This is a genomic window from Sorangium sp. So ce834 (genome assembly GCF_051521425.1).
GTDB classification, from domain to species: domain Bacteria; phylum Myxococcota_A; class Polyangia; order Polyangiales; family Polyangiaceae; genus Sorangium; species Sorangium cellulosum_D.
On the sequence record NZ_CP150351.1, the window covers coordinates 6,548,902 to 6,566,002 of the forward strand.

5 protein-coding genes are annotated in these 17,101 nt (G+C 72.3%); 3 read left to right on the forward strand and 2 right to left on the reverse strand.

Annotated elements, in window-relative coordinates; translation table 11 throughout:
• Window positions 1-73 precede the first annotated feature (73 nt).
• A complete protein-coding gene (locus WMF20_RS23700) occupies window positions 74-5,395 on the forward strand; it encodes an AAA family ATPase (RefSeq protein WP_437616879.1) in 5,322 nt (1,773 codons plus the stop codon).
• 187 nt (window positions 5,396-5,582) lie between these two features.
• Window positions 5,583-8,042 (forward strand): B12-binding domain-containing radical SAM protein, encoded by a 2,460-nt coding sequence (locus tag WMF20_RS23705; protein WP_437616880.1) that lies wholly within the window; start codon window positions 5,583-5,585, stop codon window positions 8,040-8,042.
• A 157-nt stretch (window positions 8,043-8,199) separates the two neighbouring features.
• Here WMF20_RS23705 and WMF20_RS23710 read toward each other — a convergent pair whose 3' ends face one another.
• Window positions 8,200-9,693, reverse strand: coding sequence for a sigma 54-interacting transcriptional regulator (locus WMF20_RS23710; protein ID WP_437616881.1), 1,494 nt, complete (start codon window positions 9,691-9,693; stop codon window positions 8,200-8,202).
• A gap of 252 nt (window positions 9,694-9,945) precedes the next feature.
• Here WMF20_RS23710 and WMF20_RS23715 point away from each other — a divergent pair, with 252 nt between their 5' ends.
• On the forward strand, window positions 9,946-11,538 hold the full coding sequence (locus tag WMF20_RS23715; RefSeq protein ID WP_437616882.1) for an endo alpha-1,4 polygalactosaminidase: 1,593 nt from the start codon (window positions 9,946-9,948) through the stop codon (window positions 11,536-11,538).
• Window positions 11,539-11,593: 55 nt separating this feature from the next.
• Here WMF20_RS23715 and WMF20_RS23720 read toward each other — a convergent pair whose 3' ends face one another.
• Entirely contained in the window at window positions 11,594-16,519 is a 4,926-nt protein-coding gene (locus WMF20_RS23720) for an MG2 domain-containing protein (protein WP_437616883.1), read from the reverse strand.
• Window positions 16,520-17,101 lie beyond the last annotated feature (582 nt).

Below are 17,101 nucleotides of genomic sequence, written 5' to 3' on the forward strand. Positions count from 1 at the left end.
CGCCCCCGTCTCGCGAGCGCTCGAACGAGATGGCGCACGACTCGTTCCACCTGCGCCGGGCCCCGGAGCTTTCATGTTGACCAGTATCTTTGGCTGCGACGTCCACGAGCTTCTCCACATGGGCAACCACACGGCCGTCTACCGCGCGCAGCGGCGCGCGGACGGGGCGCGGGTGGTCGTGAAGGTGCTCGAGGAGGATCACCCGCCGCCGCGGCGGCTCGCCGCGTTCCGGCACGAGCACGCGCTGCTGTCGAGCTGCGAGGGCGAGAATGTGGTGCGCGCCTACGGGCTGGAAGAGGAGCGGGGCCGCTTCGGGATCGTCATGGAGGATTTCGGCGGCGTCGCCCTCAGGGCCGCGAGGATGGCAGGGAAGCTGCCGGTCGAGGAGTTCCTCGATCTCTCGATCGCGCTCGCGAAGGCGATCGACCACATCCACCAGCGGCGCGTGGTGCACAAGGACATCAACCCGTCGAACCTCCTGATTCACCCGGAGACACGGCAGATCAAGCTCATCGACTTCGGCATCGCGACCGTCCTCGCGACCGAGCACCAGGGCTTCGGCGGCCTGAGCGCGCTGGAGGGGACGCTCGCGTACATCTCGCCCGAGCAGACCGGACGGATGAACCGCGCGATCGACGAGCGGGCGGATCTCTACTCGCTCGGCGTGACGCTCTTCGAGCTCTTGACCGGCCGGCGCCCCTTCGTGGCGGAGGATCCGCTGGAGCTCGTGCACTGCCACATCGCGCGGAGGCCGCCCTCGCCCGCGGAGCTCAACCCCTCCGTCCCGGAGGCGGTCGCGGCGGTGATCCTGAAGCTCATGGCCAAGGACGCCGACGAGCGCTACCGCTCCGCGGCCGGCCTCCGCGCGGATCTCGCTCGCTGCCTCGACGGGCTCAGGCGCGCCGGCGCGATCGATCCGTTCCCGCTCGGCACCGTAGACCGCCCGGAGCGCATCCATTTCCCCCAGCGGCTCTATGGCCGCGACGCCGAGACGAAGCAGCTCCTCCGCGCGTTCGAGCGGGCCACGCGCGGCGCCGTGCTGATGCTCGTGTCGGGCTACACCGGCATCGGCAAGACGGCGCTCATCCAGGAGGTGCACCGCCCGCTCACCGCCCGCCGCGGGTATTTCATCGCCGGCAAGTACGACCAGATCCGGAGCGCGCCCTACAGCGCTTTCTTGCAGGCGCTCGAGGGGCTCGTCCACCAAATCCTCACCGAGAGCGAGGTGCAGCTCGGCGCCTGGCGAGACCGGATCGTCGGCGCCCTCGGGTCCAACGCGGCCGTGCTCGCGGAGGTGTGCCCGTCCCTCTGCGCCGTCATCGGCCAGCAGCCGCCCCCGGCGCCGCTGCCCCCGGACGAGGCGCGCAACCGCTTCCACGAGGCGATTTACCAGCTCGTCTCGCTGTTCGCGCGGCCCGAGCACCCGCTCTGCGTCCTCATCGACGACCTCCACTGGGCGGACGTCGACTCGCTGAAGCTCCTCCACGAGCTGATCTACATGGCCCGCGATCAGTCGCTGTTCCTGCTCGGCGCCTACCGCGACAGCGAGGTCGGAGAGTCCCACCCCGTCCGCGCGACCGTGGCGCAGATCGAGGCGCAGGGATCTCACGTCGAGCGGCTGGCGCTGTCGCCGCTCACCCGGGAGGATATCGGGCGCTTCCTCGGCGACGCGCTGTGCACGGCCCCCGAGGAGATCGAGGCGCTCCCCGAGCTCGTCCTCGCGCGCACCGGCGGCAACCCGTTCTTCATGCGCGCCTTCATCATGTCTCTCCGCGCCGACGGGCTGCTGCAGCCGTCGCCCGCGGGGTGGCGCTTCGACGCGGACGCGATCCGGCGGCGCGGCGTCACGGACAACGTGGTTCACCTGCTCTCCTCGCGCCTCGGGCGGCTCCCTGGCCAGACCCAGGAGCTGCTCCGGATCTCGGCGTGCGTCGGCAGCCGCTTCGATCTCGGCACCCTCGCCAGGGTGGCCGCGCGCCGGGTCGACGAGGTCGGCCGCGCGCTCTGGGACGCGGTCGCCGAGGGCCTCGTGATCCCGCTCGACCGCGTTCACTCCCCGGTGGAAGCTGCAGCGGGGCCCGAGCTCCAGTTCCGCTTCGCGCACGACCGCGTCCAGGAGGCCGCGCTCGCCGCGCTGGACGACGCGAGCCGCGCGCGGCTGCACCGCGAGGTCGGGCGGAAGCTGCTCGACCAGCTCGGCGCCGGCGAGGAGCGGCTGTTCGAGGTCGTCGATCAGCTGAACCGGGGCGTCGGGGCGATCTCGGATCCGGTCGAGGTGGAGGAGCTGGCGCTCCTCAACCTGCGGGCCGCGAGGAAGGCGCTCGGCGCCGCGGCTACCGAGCCGGCGCTGCGCTACGCGAAGGCGGGGATCGCGCTCCTGTCGGAGCAGAGCTGGGAGCGCGGCGAGCTCGCGCGCGACCTGCACGACCGCGGCGTCGAGGCGGCGTTCTGCTGCGCCGAGTTCGAGACGTCACAGGCCCTGTCGGCCGCGCTCCTCCGCCGCGCCCGCACGCCGGTCGAGGAGGCGCGGGTGCGCCGCATCGAGGCGCAGATCCTCCTGGCTCAGGGCCGGATGGCCGAGGCGATCGACACGCTCGCGGACCTGCTCGCGCGGGTCGGCTTCCCGCTGCCGTCGCCGGCGACGCCCGAGGCGGTGGCCGACGAGATGCGGCGCACGGAAGAGGCGCTCGCCGGCCGCGCCATCGAGAGCCTCGTGGAGCTCCCGCCCTGCACGGACGAGGCGGCGCGGACCGCCCTCGAGCTGCTGAATCGGATGGTCCTCCTGGCCATCACGACGTCGCATCCCCTCGTCGCGCCGATCGTCTGCAAGGCGATCCAGATCTCGATAGCTCACGGGAACACCGCCGATTCCGCCTTTGCGTACACGTTCTACGGCGTGCTGCTCGCCAAGTCGGGCGACATCGACCGGGCCACCCGCTTCGCCCGAACGGCGGTCGCCCTCGCCGACGCGCTCGGCGACAGCGGCATGCGTGCGTTCGTTACCATCTACGCTCACTGCCAGCTCATCCACTGGACGCTGCCGCTCCACGGCGTCGTGCAGCACCTGTTCGACGCGTATCGGTACGGCCTGGAGGCCGGCAGCCCGTACAACGCCGCTTGCGCCGCCACGAGCCTGTGCATCGTACGGTTCCTCGCGGGCGATCTGCTCAGCGAGGTGGTCGCCGACCTCGAGCGCTACGCCGAGGTCGCGGTCCGGTTCCGCCAGAGCATCATCAAGAACTGGCATGATGTCGTCCATCAGGTCGCGCGCAACCTGTTCGAGGAGACGGCCGACCCGCCCCGCCTCGCAGGGCGGTTCTTTGACGAGGAGCCCCGGCTCCCGCACGTCGTCGACGACGGAGGCTTGGGGAACTACCACCTGTTCAAGGTGATGCTCTGTTACCTGTTCGGTGATTTCGAGCGCGCCGTCGAGCATGCCCGCGCGCGCGAGCCCTACGCCGCGGTCGCCGCGAACTCCTTGTGGGAGCCGGTCCTGGCGCTGTGGGACTCGCTGGCCCGGCTCGCGCTCTTCCAGCGCTCGGACGAGGCCGAGAGGGCGCAGATCCTGGAGCGGGTCGCGGGCCACGAGCGGACGCTCGAGCTCGCGCTGCTGCACTGTCCACAGACGATCGCGCACAAGTTCGCCCTCGTGCAGGCGGAGCGCGCGCGCGTCGAGGGGCGCGGCAGCGACGCGCGCACGGCCTTCGAGCGCGCCGTCGCGCTGGCGCGCTCGAGCGGTTATGTCCACGAAGAGGCGCTCGCCTGCGAGCTCTCCGCGCGGTTTCTGCTGGAGAGGCGCGAGGTGCGCGCCGCGCGCAGCCGCTTTCGCGAGGCGCACGAGGCCTACCTGCGCTGGGGCGCGGTGACCAAGGCCAAGGCCCTCGAGCGCGAGCTCCCGCACCTCGTCCCGCGCGTGGCCAGCGTCACGTTCAGCCCCGTCACGCTGACCGGCACGCGCGGCGGCGAGTGGGATCTGAACGTGCTCGACCTGGTCAGCGTCATCAACGCATCCCAGGCGATCTCGCGTGAAGTCGACCGGGACCGCCTGCTGACGCGCCTCATGGCCCTCCTCATCGAGACCGGCGGCGCGGAGTCGGGCGCGCTCCTGCGCGACCGCGGCGGGCAGTGGATCGTCGAGGCCGAGAAGAGCCTCGACGAGGAGCAGCCGAGCGTGGCGCCGCCGTCGGGGAGCGAGGCCCTGAACGCGCGGGGGCGCCGCGGGGTGCCCGAGTCGATCATCAATTACGTGGCGCGCACCGGAGAGCCGCTGGTCATCGATGACGCCATGTCGAGCCCGCAGTTCCGGCGCGACCCGTACGTCGTCCGGCACGAGGTAGTGTCGATCCTGTGCTTCCCGCTCCCGCGCCAGTCGGAGCGCAAGGGCATGGTGTACCTCGAGAACAACCTCATGAAAGGCGCGTTCACGCCGGGTCGCATCAAGATCCTGCTGCTCCTGTCGACGCAGGCGGTGATCTCGCTCGACAACGCGGTATTGTACCGGACGCTCGAGCAGCGGGTCGAGGAGCGCACGCGCGAGCTCTCGGCGAAGAACGAAGAGCTCGTGGCCGCGATGGGCCGGCTGCGCGAGGCGCAGGACCGCCTCATCGTGCAAGACCGCCTGGCGTCGCTCGGCACGCTCGCCGCCGGCGTCGCGCACGAGCTGCGCAACCCGCTCAATTTCGTGAACAATTTCGCGCGATTGGCAGACAGCATGCTCCAGGAGGCGATGGCGGAGCTCGATCGCGAGGAGGCGGCCGGCGCGGACGCGGCGTCGCGAGGCCGCCTGCGCCAGACCCTGAATGATGTCGCGCTCACCATGACCCGCGTCCAGGACAACGGCCGCCGGATGGACGGCATCATCGGCTCGATGCTGGAGCACTCCCGCGGCGGTCAGGGAGAGCGCCGGGAGACTGATCTGAACGGGCTCGTCGAGAAGTTCGCCTCCCTCGCCGCACAGGGGTTGCGCTCTCGCACGCCGCCCATCGAGGTATCGCTGGAGCTCGCGCTCGACCCGTCGATCGGGTCGCTCCTGCTCGTGCCCCAGGAGATCAGCCGCGTGCTCCTGAACCTGATCGACAACGCCGGGTACGCGGTGAACACCAAGAAGGGGGCCGGCAGCCCGGGATACGCGCCGCATATTCGGGTCTCCACCCGCGTGGCCGGCGATGCTGCGGAGATCCGCGTCTATGACAACGGGGTGGGCGTGCCGGTGGGCATCCGCGATCGACTGTTCACCCCGTTCTTCACGACGAAGCGCCCGGGCGAGGGCACCGGCCTCGGACTCTCGATCTCGTATGACATCGTCGTCAAGAGCAACCGCGGCAGCCTCCGGTTCGAGTCGATCGAGGGCGAGTTCACCGAGTTCATCGTCAGTCTGCCGCGAAAGCCGGCGTGATCGCTCGTCGCGCGAGCGCGCCTGCGCGCGTCAGCCAAGGGACACATGTCGAGCTGCGAGGGACGTCATGGATAGCCGTCGGATTGGCGTTTCACCCAACCTGATCGTCGCACTGCATCCACCGCCACACCCGAGCGAGCCGAGGAAGCTGGTCGGATGGGTGCCGGGGGCGCGCAACCGCGTCCTCTTGACTCGCACGAACGCGGTCGTCCTCGCCGAGCTCGCGTCGGGGCGGACGCGCTGGGAGCCCGCGTGCGCGGCCGTGGCGGACGCGTCGGCGTGGGACGCGGCCGTGAAGAGCCTCGTGCGATCCGGACTGTGCGTCGAGGGGGGTGAAGATCGCGGCTGGCCTCCGCCGCCGGATTCGGAGATCGAACGCCGCGACGATGACCTCGGGCCGACCTCGCGGTCCATCCCCGGCCGCCTCCATCTCCCCTGGAACTTCGCGATGCGACCAGGGCCCGACGGCCTGCTGGCCTTCAGCGTGCCGGCCCGGCGGTACGTGCGCTTACCGCCCGACGCCGTCGCCGTGCTCGCGTCGTTCGTGAACGCGGCGGATCCGGACGCGGTCCTCGCCGACGGAGCGCCCGGCGCCCGCGCCTGGCTGCAGCTGCTCGTCGAGCGCGGCCTCCTCGTCGCCGCGCAGGCGGATCACGGCGCGCGCGTCGTGCCGAGCCGGCTCGCCGACGTGAGGGTCGCGTGCGCCGAGCAGAAGATCCGGTTCGCGGACGAGCTCGAGCAGCTCTCGGCGTCCGTCAAGGCGTCCCCGTCGCGGCGCACCCCGGAGCGCACGCCGGTCTACTTCGTCTGCGCTGCCGAGAACCACGAGCCTCGGGCGTACCTTCCGCTCGCGCTGGGGCTGATCCTGGCCCATGTCCGGCGCTACGAGGGCGGCGCGCTCTCGCGATCGTATGACATCATCCCGGAGCTGCTCCTCACCCCGGCCGCCGTGCGCGACGCCGTGCTCCGGAACGGGCCGGGGGTCGTCCTCTTCTCCGATTACGCGTGGACGATCGATTCCCACCTTCGCATCTCGAAGGCGCTCAAGGCGGCGAGCCACGAGTTCGTCACGGTCCACGGCGGCCCTTCGGTGCCCGCGTACGAGGCGGAGGCGAGCCGCTTCTTCGCCCAGCACGACCACGTCGATGTGGCGGTGCGCGGAGAGGGCGAGTCGAGCGCGGCGGAGATCCTGAAGGCGCTCGCGCCCTTCCCGGGCCGGCCCGCGGCCGGGCTGCACCACCTGCGCGAGGTCGCCGGCCTCACGATCCGCGACCCGGCGTCGGGGAGCGCGCTGCGGACCGCCGATCGCGCGCGCACGGCGGACGTGAATGTCTTCCCCTCGGCTTACCTCGCGGGCTCCTTCGACGGCTTGCGCATGGACGAGTTCTTCGCCGCGTGTCTCGAGACCAACCGCGGCTGCCCTTACGGCTGCACCTTCTGCGACTGGGGCCACGCGACCCAGCAGAAGATCAAGACGTTCGATATGGAGCGCGTCCGTGCAGAGATCGAGTGGATCGCCGCCAACCGAATCCCCGTCATCATGTGCACCGACGCGAACTTCGGCATCCTCGAGCGTGACGTCGAGATCGCCCGCATGGTGGCGGACGCGCGGCGGCGGCACGGCTTTCCGCGCCAGTTCGGGGTCAACTACGCCAAGAACGCGACCGCCAGGGTCGCCGAGATCATCCGTATCCTCCGCGACGCCGACGTCGCCGCCGACGGCATCATCGCCGTGCAGACGACCGACGCGGCGACGCTCGGCATCGTCCGGCGCTCGAACATCAAGACGCGGCGGTACGAGGAGCTGATCGACGTGTTCCGCGGGCTCAAGCTGCCGATCTCGACGGATCTGCTGCTCGGCCTTCCCGGCGCCACGGTCGACTCGTTCGCGCGCGACCTCCAGCACTGCATCGATCGCGGCGTTCCGGCGCGGGCTTACATGACCCGCGTGCTCGTGAACAGCCCGATGGCCGACCCCGCGTACCGGGAGAAGTACCGCATCGAGACGGACGAGCTGGACGAGGTCGTCGCGACCTTCAGCTTCACGCGGGACGACCTCCGGACGATGAAGCGGCTGTACGAGGCGTATCGCCTCTACGAGGCGTCCGGCGTGCTGTTCTACGTGCTCCGGTACCTCCAGTGGGATCACGGGATCCAGGCGACGGACTTCCTGCTCCGCCTCCTCGAGAATCTCGCCACGTCCCCGGCCGCATATCCCGCCCTCGCCTGGGTGGACCGCTACTCCCCCTGGAACCTCAACGTCGGCGGATGGCGCCCCTTCTACGAGGACGTCGCGCGCTACGTCGAGGAGCAGCACGGGATCGCCCGGTCGCCCGCGCTCGAGACCGCGCTCCGCGTGCAGGAGGCCGTCCTCCGCGAGCCGGGGCGCGCGTTCCCGGAGGTCGTGCCGCTCGCGCACGACTTCGTGGCCTGGTGGCGAGATCACGGCGCCGGCACCTCGCGGCCACCTTCGCTCACGCGCCTCGATGGCTACCCGCCTGCAGAGCTGATCGTCGATGACCCCGACGGGCTGTGCCGCCTCGATCTGACCAGGCAGCGCCAGTACGACCACCACTTCGTCCGCTGGGAGCTGCGATCCCCCCTGCGCGCAGCGGACGCCATCGCCTTGTTCCTCGACACGGCCTGATCCGCCCGATCATCTTCAGTTCAGCTCTTTGACGATTTCAAAGGATCCGCCGCCGACAGGGCAGCTGGAGGGACCCCCCTGGTTGACTCGCCTCATGACCATCTCCCGGGGAACGTCGCCCCGCCCTCCGGGGGCCCTCGCGCTCCATCGGCGGCGCTCACCTCCGGAGGTTGTACTTGTCCAGCTTGTAGAGCAGCGCGCGCCGCGAGATGCCGAGCCGCTTCGCCGCGCGCGTCTGGTTGTTCCCCTCGGCCGCGAGCGCGTCCTCGATGCTCTTCTTCTCCAGCTCGGCGAGGCGCGCCGGCATCGGCGCGTCCTCCGCCGGCGGCCCGGCGCTCGCCGGCGGCCCCGCGCTCGCCGGCCCCCCCGCGCTCGCCGGGGCCCCCGCGCTCGCCGGCGCCGCGTCGGCTCCGGCCACGGAGGCCGGCAGGTGCTCGACCTCGATGACGCCGTCCTCGGCCAGCACCACGGCGTGCTCGACCGCGTTGCGCAGCTCGCGCAGGTTGCCGGGCCACGCGTGCGCCTCGAGCACCCGCATCGCGGCGGGCGCGAACCGCGGCGCCGGCTCCCCCATGCGCTCGGCGACCTGCCGCGCGAAGCGGTGCGCGAGCAGCGCGATCTCGGCGCGCCGCTCGCGGAGCGGCGGGACGCGGAGGACGAACGTGCTGATGCGGTAGTAGAGATCCTGCCGGAACCGCCCGGCCGCCACCTCGGCCTGGAGATCCCGGTGCGTGGCGCACACGACGCGCACGTCGAGCTCGATCTCCTGCGTGCCGCCGATGCGGGCCACGCGCCGGCTCTCGAGGACGCGCAGCAGCTTGGCCTGCATGGCGAGGGGCAGCTCGCCGACCTCGTCGAGCAGCAGCGTGCCGCCCTGCGCGGCCTCGAAATAGCCGATCTTGCGGCGATCCGCCCCGGTGAACGCGGCCTTCTCGTGGCCGAAGAGCTCGCTCTCCAGCAGCGTCTCGGGCAGCGCCGCGCAGCTGAGCCGGACGAACGGGCCGCCGGCGCGCGGGCTCGCGCGGTGGATCTGCTCGGAGACGACCTCTTTCCCCGAGCCCGTCTCGCCGAGGACGAGCACCGTCGTCTGGGCGCGCGCGAGGCGCTGCACCACCTGGAAGACCTTCACCATCGCCTCGTCCGCGACGACGAAGCCGGCGCCGGACAGCGCGTCCGCCACCCCGGCCGGCGCGGCGTCCGCCGGCGCGGGCCGCGAGGGCAGCGCTGGCGCGGCGATCGCGACGACGATCTCGGCCGGGCCGACGCGGACGACGTCGCCGCCGGCGAGGAGCCGCTCGCCCCCGCGCACGGCGGCGCCGTTCACCGACGTGCCGTTGCGGCTCCCGAGATCGACGAGCTCGAGGGCGTGGCCCCGCCGCGCGATGCGCGCGTGGTTGCGCGAGACGCGGGGGTCGTCCACGCAGACCGTCGACTCCGGCGCGCGCCCGATCGCGACCGCGTCGCCGTCGGTCAGGTCGATCACCCGCGCCGCGCCGTCGCCGGTGCGCACGATGAGCGACGCCTGCCCCTGCGGCGTCCGATCGGCGGCGCCCTCCGCGGCCTCGAGCTCGGTCGCGACCTCGGCCGCGAGGGGCGGCGGCGCCTCGCCGGACGGAGGGGCCGGCTGTCGACGAGGATCTCGCTCCGCCATGCCGTTCGAAGGATGCGCACGTGTACGAAGCTTGCGCAACCCTCAGCGACGGCGCCGCGCGGCGCGGGCGCGAGATCGCGGGGAGAGGCGCGGGCCGCGCGCTGGCCCCCGCCTTGCAATGCCGCTCCGGCGCGCACGGAGACGACGCGGGAGCCGCCGTCGCCGGGAGCCATCGCGGGGACCGGAGCGTCGCGAGACGCCCTGCGCCGACGTGCGCCGAGCTTCACGAGCCCACGAACCAGGAGAGAACCCATGACTTATTCCAGCCGTCCGGCGTCCGCCCTCGCGATCCGCAGCGCGCTTTGCCGCGCCCACGCCGTCGTGTGCTTCACCGCCACGCTCGCCGCCGCCGGGTGCGGCGCGGATCCAGCCGTCGACGCGGAGGTCGCGTCGGCGGCGAGCGGCGACGCGGTCAGCGGGGCCTTCACGATGGCGTGCTCGAAGCTGACGGTGAGCCGCGGCAGCACCGGCGCCGGGCAGACGGCCGCCGCGCTCGCGACGGCCGATCTCACGGGCGAGCAGGACGTGTGGACCAAGTACGTCGAGTTCGCGCCGAGGACGAGCGCGATGTGCGAGTACGCGCTCCCCGCCGGCACGTCGGCGGCGCAGCTCTCGTCGCTCGCGCTGGGCGTCAACTACCGCGGTCCGAAGAAGTCGGCGATGCGCTGGACCTTCGAGGCCTGGGACGCGGCCGCCGGCGCGTGGGTCCCGATCGGCGACAACGCGTTCGCGGGCGACTGGTCCTGGACGAGCGCGAGCCTGAGCCTGCCGGCGCCTCATGCGCGGTTCGTGTCGGGCGGGGCGCTCAAGATCCGGTATGCCACGACCAGCTCCGCCGACAGCTCGCAGCTCGACCAGCTCGTCCTCACGGGCGCGACCGGCGGCGGCTCGACTGGCAGCGGCGGTGCGACCGGCAGCGGCAGCGGCGGCAGCGGCGGCTCCGGCGGCAGCGGCGGCTCCGGCGGCTCCGGCGGCAGCGGCGGCTCCGGCGGCTCCGGCGGCAGCGGCGGCTCCGGCGGCAGCGGCGGCTCCGGCGGCAGCGGCGGCTCCGGCGGCTCCGGCGGCAGCGGCGGCTCCGGCGGCTCCGGCGGCTCCGGCGGCTCCGGCGGCTCCGGCGGCTCCGGCGGCGGCGGCGGCGGCGTCTGGGTGCCCGCCCCGGGGACGACGTGGCAATGGCAGCTCACGGGCACCATCGACACCAGCCTGAACGTCGCCATGTACGATATCGACCTCTTCGAGGCGCCGCAGGCGACCATCGACGCCCTGCGCGCGGCCGGGAAGAAGGTGATCTGCTACTTCAGCGCGGGGAGCTCCGAGGACTGGCGCAGCGACGCGTCGAAGTTCCCCGCCGCGGCGCTCGGCAACCCGCTCGACGGGTGGCCCGGTGAGCGGTGGCTCGACACCCGCAGCGCCGGCGTGCGCGACGTCATGAAGGCCCGGCTGGACCTGGCGGTGCAGAAGCGCTGCGACGGCGTCGAGCCCGACAACGTCGACGGCTACACCAACGGCTCCGGCTTCCCGCTCACCGCGGCGACGCAGCTCGACTACAACCGCTTCCTGGCCGCCGAGGCGCACGCGCGCGGGCTGTCCATCGGCCTGAAGAACGACCTCGATCAGGTGAGAGACCTCGTCGGGCACTTCGACTGGGCGCTCAACGAGGAGTGCCACGCGTACGGCGAGTGCGAGATGCTCACGCCGTTCATCCGCGCCGGCAAGGCGGTCTTCCACGCGGAGTACGTCGCCGCGTCGCAGGCGAACGCCGTCTGCGCCGCCACGAAGCCGCTCGGGCTCTCGACGCTGATCAAGCGGCTCGATCTCGACGCCTGGCGCGTCGCCTGCCCCTGATCCGCGCGCGAGCGCTGGCCGCCCACCGCGGCCAGCGCCTCGCCCGCTCAGCCGCTCACTCCCCCCTCACCTCCAGCACCTGCGCTCCGGCGAAGCTCTGCTGCTCCGGCTGGTAATACGGGTGCACCTCGGCGCCGCCGTCCTCCGCCCGGACAGGCATGGTCGCCTGCAGCCGGTAATCGAAGCTCGCCGCGCCGCCCGCGGGGATCTCCTTCACGTACAGGATCAGCTGCTTGCCCGTGATCTCGAACCTCGAGAGCTGGCCCGCGGCGATGTACTGCTGGAGATCCTCGGTCAGGACCTGGAAGCCCGGCGGGAGCCCGACCGTCACGAGGACCATGCTCTGCGCCGAGCTCGTCGTGTTCCGGACGTCCACCGACGCGGTCACGATGTCGTTCACGTACAGCGCGGTCTTGTCGTAGCTCACGCTGACCGAGAGCGGCCCTCCCCCGTCGCTCGGGACCGCGCTCCAGGGCAGGTGGTGACGGCTCACCAGGTTGTAGCTGAGCTTCCCCTCCCCCTCGAACGCGAGCGTGACGTCGTGCGCGCCGGTGGTCGCGAGGTGCGTGAGATCGACCGTGGTCATGACGTCGGCTTGGTCCTCGCGCAGGGCGACCGTGCTCACCGCCTCGCCGTCGACCGCGACGCTCAGCGACCCCACGGCGCCCTCGCTCCCCTTGCTCGCGGCGAGGAGCAGCGTCCGCAGGCTCCAGATCGTCGCCTGGGTGGAGCCGAAGTTGCCATTCGCGTCCTTCGACTCGGTCAGGAACTTCACGCCGCCGTCGGCGCTCGACCGGTGCGCGTCCGCGGAGAGCAGCGCGTGCGCCGCGAGCGCGGTGGTCGTGACCTTGGCGTCGTTCCCGACCTCATAGAACGCGGTCTGCGTGCCGCCGTCGTCCCAGAAGATCGCGCCCCCCTCGGCCGTCTTGCGCTCGTCGAGGGCGTCGAGCACCCGGTCGGTCAGCGCGCCGGAGGGGGCGGCCACGGCGAGCGCGTTGGCCGCGATGGCGAGCGTGTACAGGTCGTCGGTCGCCGGCTGCAACGACCTGCCCAGGACCTCGAGCCCCCGCGCGATCGCGGGCCCCTGGTACCCCGCGCTCGCGAGCGCCCAGAGCACGAAGGCGCTGTTGCGGAGCGTGCCCGTGTGGAAGCTGAAGAACTCGGTCTGATCGCCCTCCCACGTGCCGTCCGCCTTCTGCTGGCCGGCGAGCCAGGCCACGGTGCGGGCGAGCATCGCCTCGTCCACGGCGTGCACCTTGATCATGTCGGTGAACTCCATGACGCCGAACGCGGTGACCGACAGGTACGGGTGCCCGTCCTGCTCGCCGAACCACGAGAACCCGCCGCCGGCGTGCTCGAAGGTGAGCAGGCGCTGGTAGCCCGCCGAGATCAGCGACTCGGCCTTCATCTGGATCTCCGGGGTGATCTGGCCCGTCTGCTTCATGTACTGCGTCACGAGCACGTTGGGCCATGTGGTCGAGGTGGTCTGCTCGAAGCAGCCCGACGGCACCTGGAGCATGCTGTCCATGCCGCTCACGACCTGCGACAGGAACGCGGGGTAGATCTCGAGATAGAGCTGGTTCGAGCCGGCGACCGCGCCCTCGGGGAACGACAGCGCGTGGGTGACGCTGCCCGCCTCGACCATCCCGGACTTGCTCTCGGCGAACGGCTTGCCGTCCGGGACCACGCGCACGGTGCGCGCCACGGCGTCGGCGCCCTCGGTGCCCCGCGCCGTGACCGTGAGCGCGTTGACGCCCACCGTGTCCACGCGCACGGGGAACCGCACGCCGCGCACCTCGCCCGGCCCGAGCGACACCTGCGCGGTGGTCGCGCCGAGCGCGGTATACCAGCTCCCCGGCTGGAGGCTGAGATCGACCGTCTGCGGCGTCTCGAGGTAGTTGTAGACGGCGATCGGGAACTCGACCTCATCGCCGCGCGTGAGCGTGGCCGGGAAGCTCACGTCGACGAAGAAGTCCTGGAACACCTTGAAGCCGCTCTGCACGCCGCCGAGCTTGCCGTCGGCCGAGTTCGCGAGCGCGGACAGCCGCCACTCGGTGATGCTGTCCGCGAGCGGGATGCTCAGGGTCGCCGTGCCGTCGGAGCTCGTGATCACGCTCGGGTTGACATACAGGGTCTCCGGGAACTCGCGCCGGACGCGCGGCCCGCTCTCGCCGCCGCCGCCGGGGTCCCCGGCGACGCCGCCGCCCGCCCCGGCGCTGGCGCCCCCGTTGGCCCAGTCGCCGTCGCCTTCGGCGGCCTCGGGCCAATTCGGCGCGGGCACGTCCACCCCCAGATCGGCGAACTCGAACGCGATCGTCGCGTCGTCCGCGCTCTGCGCGACCTCGTCGGGCCCCGACGAGAGCACCGTGAGCCCGCTCCAGCTGGAGCTCACCCGGTACGCGTTTCCCCACACGTCGAAGGCGCGGAGGCGCTCGGCCGTCCGGCCCGCGAGCGCCGTGGCGTACTCGCCCTGCCCGTCGCAGTAGTACTGGCTGGGGTCGCAGCCGAGCGCCCGGAGGTCCTGCACGGCGCCCGCCGCGGCCTCGGCGAGCACGGGCCGGAGCGCGCCGCGCTGGCGCTCGTAGAACGGCTCGAGCTCGGCCTTCACCTTCGTCAGCACCGCCGGCCAGGTGCGCGCCTGGAGGCCGGTCACCGACGTGCCGGCGAGCGCGGCGAGCGACGCCTGGGTCGTGCGCTGCGCGGCCTCGGCCTGCGCGGGATCCTCGCTCGCGGTCGCGCTGAACAGGAGGTTCTGGAGGTTCGCCGAGGGGCCGCGGATCTGGTAGCTCGGCTTCGCGAACTCGTCCTCCAGCTCGAAATAGGTGCGGAGCAGCCCGGGCTGCGCGTCGACCAGCGCGAAGACGGCCTGATCGACGACCTGCACGCCGATCGCCGCGACCTTCGGGTTGCCGGCGTCGTCCTTGACCGAGAGCCGCAGCGTCGCCGTCTCTCCCGGCGCGTACAGGGGCTTGTCGGCGTCGATTGTGATGTTCAGCGCCGAGTCGCCGCGCGCGAAGACGGTGCGGCCCGAGCGGACCAGGTTGCCGTCGTCGTCGACCAGGTACGCCTCGACCCGGTTATTGCCGAGCAGGCTGGCATCGACCGGCATGCTGAAGCGGGCGCGCCCGCCCTCGAGCTCGAGAGAGCGCATGTCGACCGCCTGGCCGTCGTTCAGCCAGTCGACATAGACGCTGCCGGTCGCCTCGCTCGACTCGATGGCGACCTCGATCGTCTCGCCGGCCTCGTACACGGCGCGATCGGTGCGCACGATCAGGTGCTCGCCGCCCGCCTGGGCGGCGAACGAGAACTTCTGCTGCACCGCCTTCTCACCTACCGTGGCCCGGACCGAGAACTCGCCGTCCGCCGCGCCGGCCGGCGGCGTGAAGCTCACCGCGGCCTGGCCGAAGGCGTCGGTGCGCGCGGTGAGCCGAGCGCCGTCCGGCGCCGTGATGACCGCATCGATCTCGGGGATGGGCTCTCCCAGCGGATCGGTGACGAAGAGCAGCAGGGTGTTCGGGACCCCCGGGACGAGCTCGCGCGCCTCGGGCACGAGCACGAGCGAGGCCACGTCCGCGGCGACCTTCACCGGGATCGCCTTGGTGACCTCCTGCCCTGCCGTGTCGGCGACCGTGATCGTGAGCGTCACCGCCGCGTCGCCCTGCTCCAGCGGCAGGCCCGCGAGGTGCTGCGGCAGCGTCAGGCTGAACCCGTAGTGCCCCTGGGTGTCGAGCGTGCCCATGATGCGCTGGAACGTCGTCTGGCCGACGTCGAGCGACGCCGCCTCGATGGTCACGCTGCCGCCGGCGACGTCCTTGCCGAAGAAGTAGCGCGCGTCGATGGTGCCGGTCAGCGTGTCGCCCGCGCTGTACCAGGGCCGGTCGGTCTTCACGGCGACCTCGAACTTCGGCAGCGCGTACTGCCCCACGGTGACGGTCTTCTCCGTCGTGGTCTCGCCGCTCACGAGGCGCACCTTGAACTCGCCGACGTTCACGATGGAGCCGATCTGGAACGTCGTGGCGGCCACGCCGAAGGCGTCGGTCTCGATCGGCTTCTTGAAGATCTTGTTGCCCTTGCCGTCCTCCACCTCGAACGTGACCCGCTCGCGGGCGAGCGGCGCGTTGTTCCCCCGCTCGAGCGCGAGCGCGCGGAGGTGGATCGTCTGGCCGGGCTTGTAGAGCGGCTTGTCGGTGGTGAGGAGCAGCTTCGGGCCGGGGCCCTCGACGGTGACGCGCTCGTCGACGACAGCGCTCACGCCGAAGCCGAGCGCCCGCGCGGAGACGGGGAGATCGCCGATCTCGCCGGGCTCGACCTCGAACACCGCGGCGCCGAGCGCGTCGGTCGTCCCGCGGAGCTCCCGCGCCGCGGCCCCCTCGCCCACGGCGAGCTCGACCTCCACGCTCGGCACGGGCCGGTGGTCGAAGGCGTCCGTCGCGCGCACGCGGTAGCTCGCCGCGCGCCCGCGCACCACGCGCGCCGGCCCCTCGAGCTGCACGTCGTAGGGCGGGATGACGCGCAGCAGGCTCCGCGTCACGAGCAGCCCCTCCTCCGACCCGTCGTCGATGCGGACGAGGTAGCGCGCGAGCCCCGGCTGCGCGCTCACGGCCGGCGCCGGCAGGCGAGCCTCCGCGGTCGCCACGGCCGAGCTCGAGATGTCCACGTCGACCTCGGTCGTGCCTTGTTCCTTGTCCGCGCCCAGGTCGACGAGCGTCACGCGCAGGTGGCCGCGCGTGGCCCCGGCGGTCAGGTTGCGCACCGGGATCTGGAGGCGCAGGTCGCCCTCCTCGATCACGCCCCGCAGCTTCGCCTCATCGACCTCGATCGTCCCGTTCCGCGGCTGATCGGGGCGGCCGAAGGGCGGCTCTACCGGCTCATCGGAGGAGCAAGCCGCCCCCGAGCCCGCGCCCGCGAGCGCCAGCGCCAGCGCGGCCAGCAGGTGGGGTGAGCTCCAGCGTCGGCGAAATGCATCGAAGCGTGCGCGCATGAATCCAGTCCTCCCGAACGGCGCTGGCACACCCCAGCGGCCGGCGCGTAGGTTGCATGGGATGTACCAGGTTATCGAAGCAGCAATTCCGCGGGAATAGACGCGGGTCGTCGCGGGGGCTGTGCCACCTTGTGCCCCGGATCCGGATCACGGGAGGCCTCCGGCGCTGCGCTCGTGGAGGCGGCCCCGCGCTCGCGGGGGCGACGGCGGCGCGTCGCGCCCGCACGTGGCGCCGGTCGGAAGGCGCGGCGGCCGTGAAGCGCCTCGCGCCTCATCGAGGGTGGCGGCGCAGCCGCGGCCGATGGCCATGCGCAGAACAGCTGGTCTTTGGCCACCTCGCGTATCGAGATCGCGAGTTCCCACTCGCCCTATCCGTGACATCCCGCAAGCCCGGCCCATGGGATGGGGCCGCCCGCCCAGCGGCGCGCGCGATCGGCGCGGCGATGCGCGAGGCGGACGGCGCGCCGGCCGGCGCGCGCCGGCGATGTTCCGGCGCCGGGGCGGAGGCTCGCCGGCGCTCCCCTGGACATCGGCGTCGGGCCGTCCAAGGCTCTCGTTCGAGCAAGAGGCGCTTCGCTAGGA

Coding starts and splice junctions, on each gene's coding strand:
- WMF20_RS23700 (WP_437616879.1), top strand. CDS start 74: ATGTTGACCAGTATCTTTGGCTGCGACGTCCACGAGCTTCTCCACATG.
- WMF20_RS23710 (WP_437616881.1), bottom strand. CDS start 9,693: ATGGCGGAGCGAGATCCTCGTCGACAGCCGGCCCCTCCGTCCGGCGAG.
- WMF20_RS23715 (WP_437616882.1), top strand. CDS start 9,946: ATGACTTATTCCAGCCGTCCGGCGTCCGCCCTCGCGATCCGCAGCGCG.
- WMF20_RS23720 (WP_437616883.1), bottom strand. CDS start 16,519: ATGCGCGCACGCTTCGATGCATTTCGCCGACGCTGGAGCTCACCCCAC.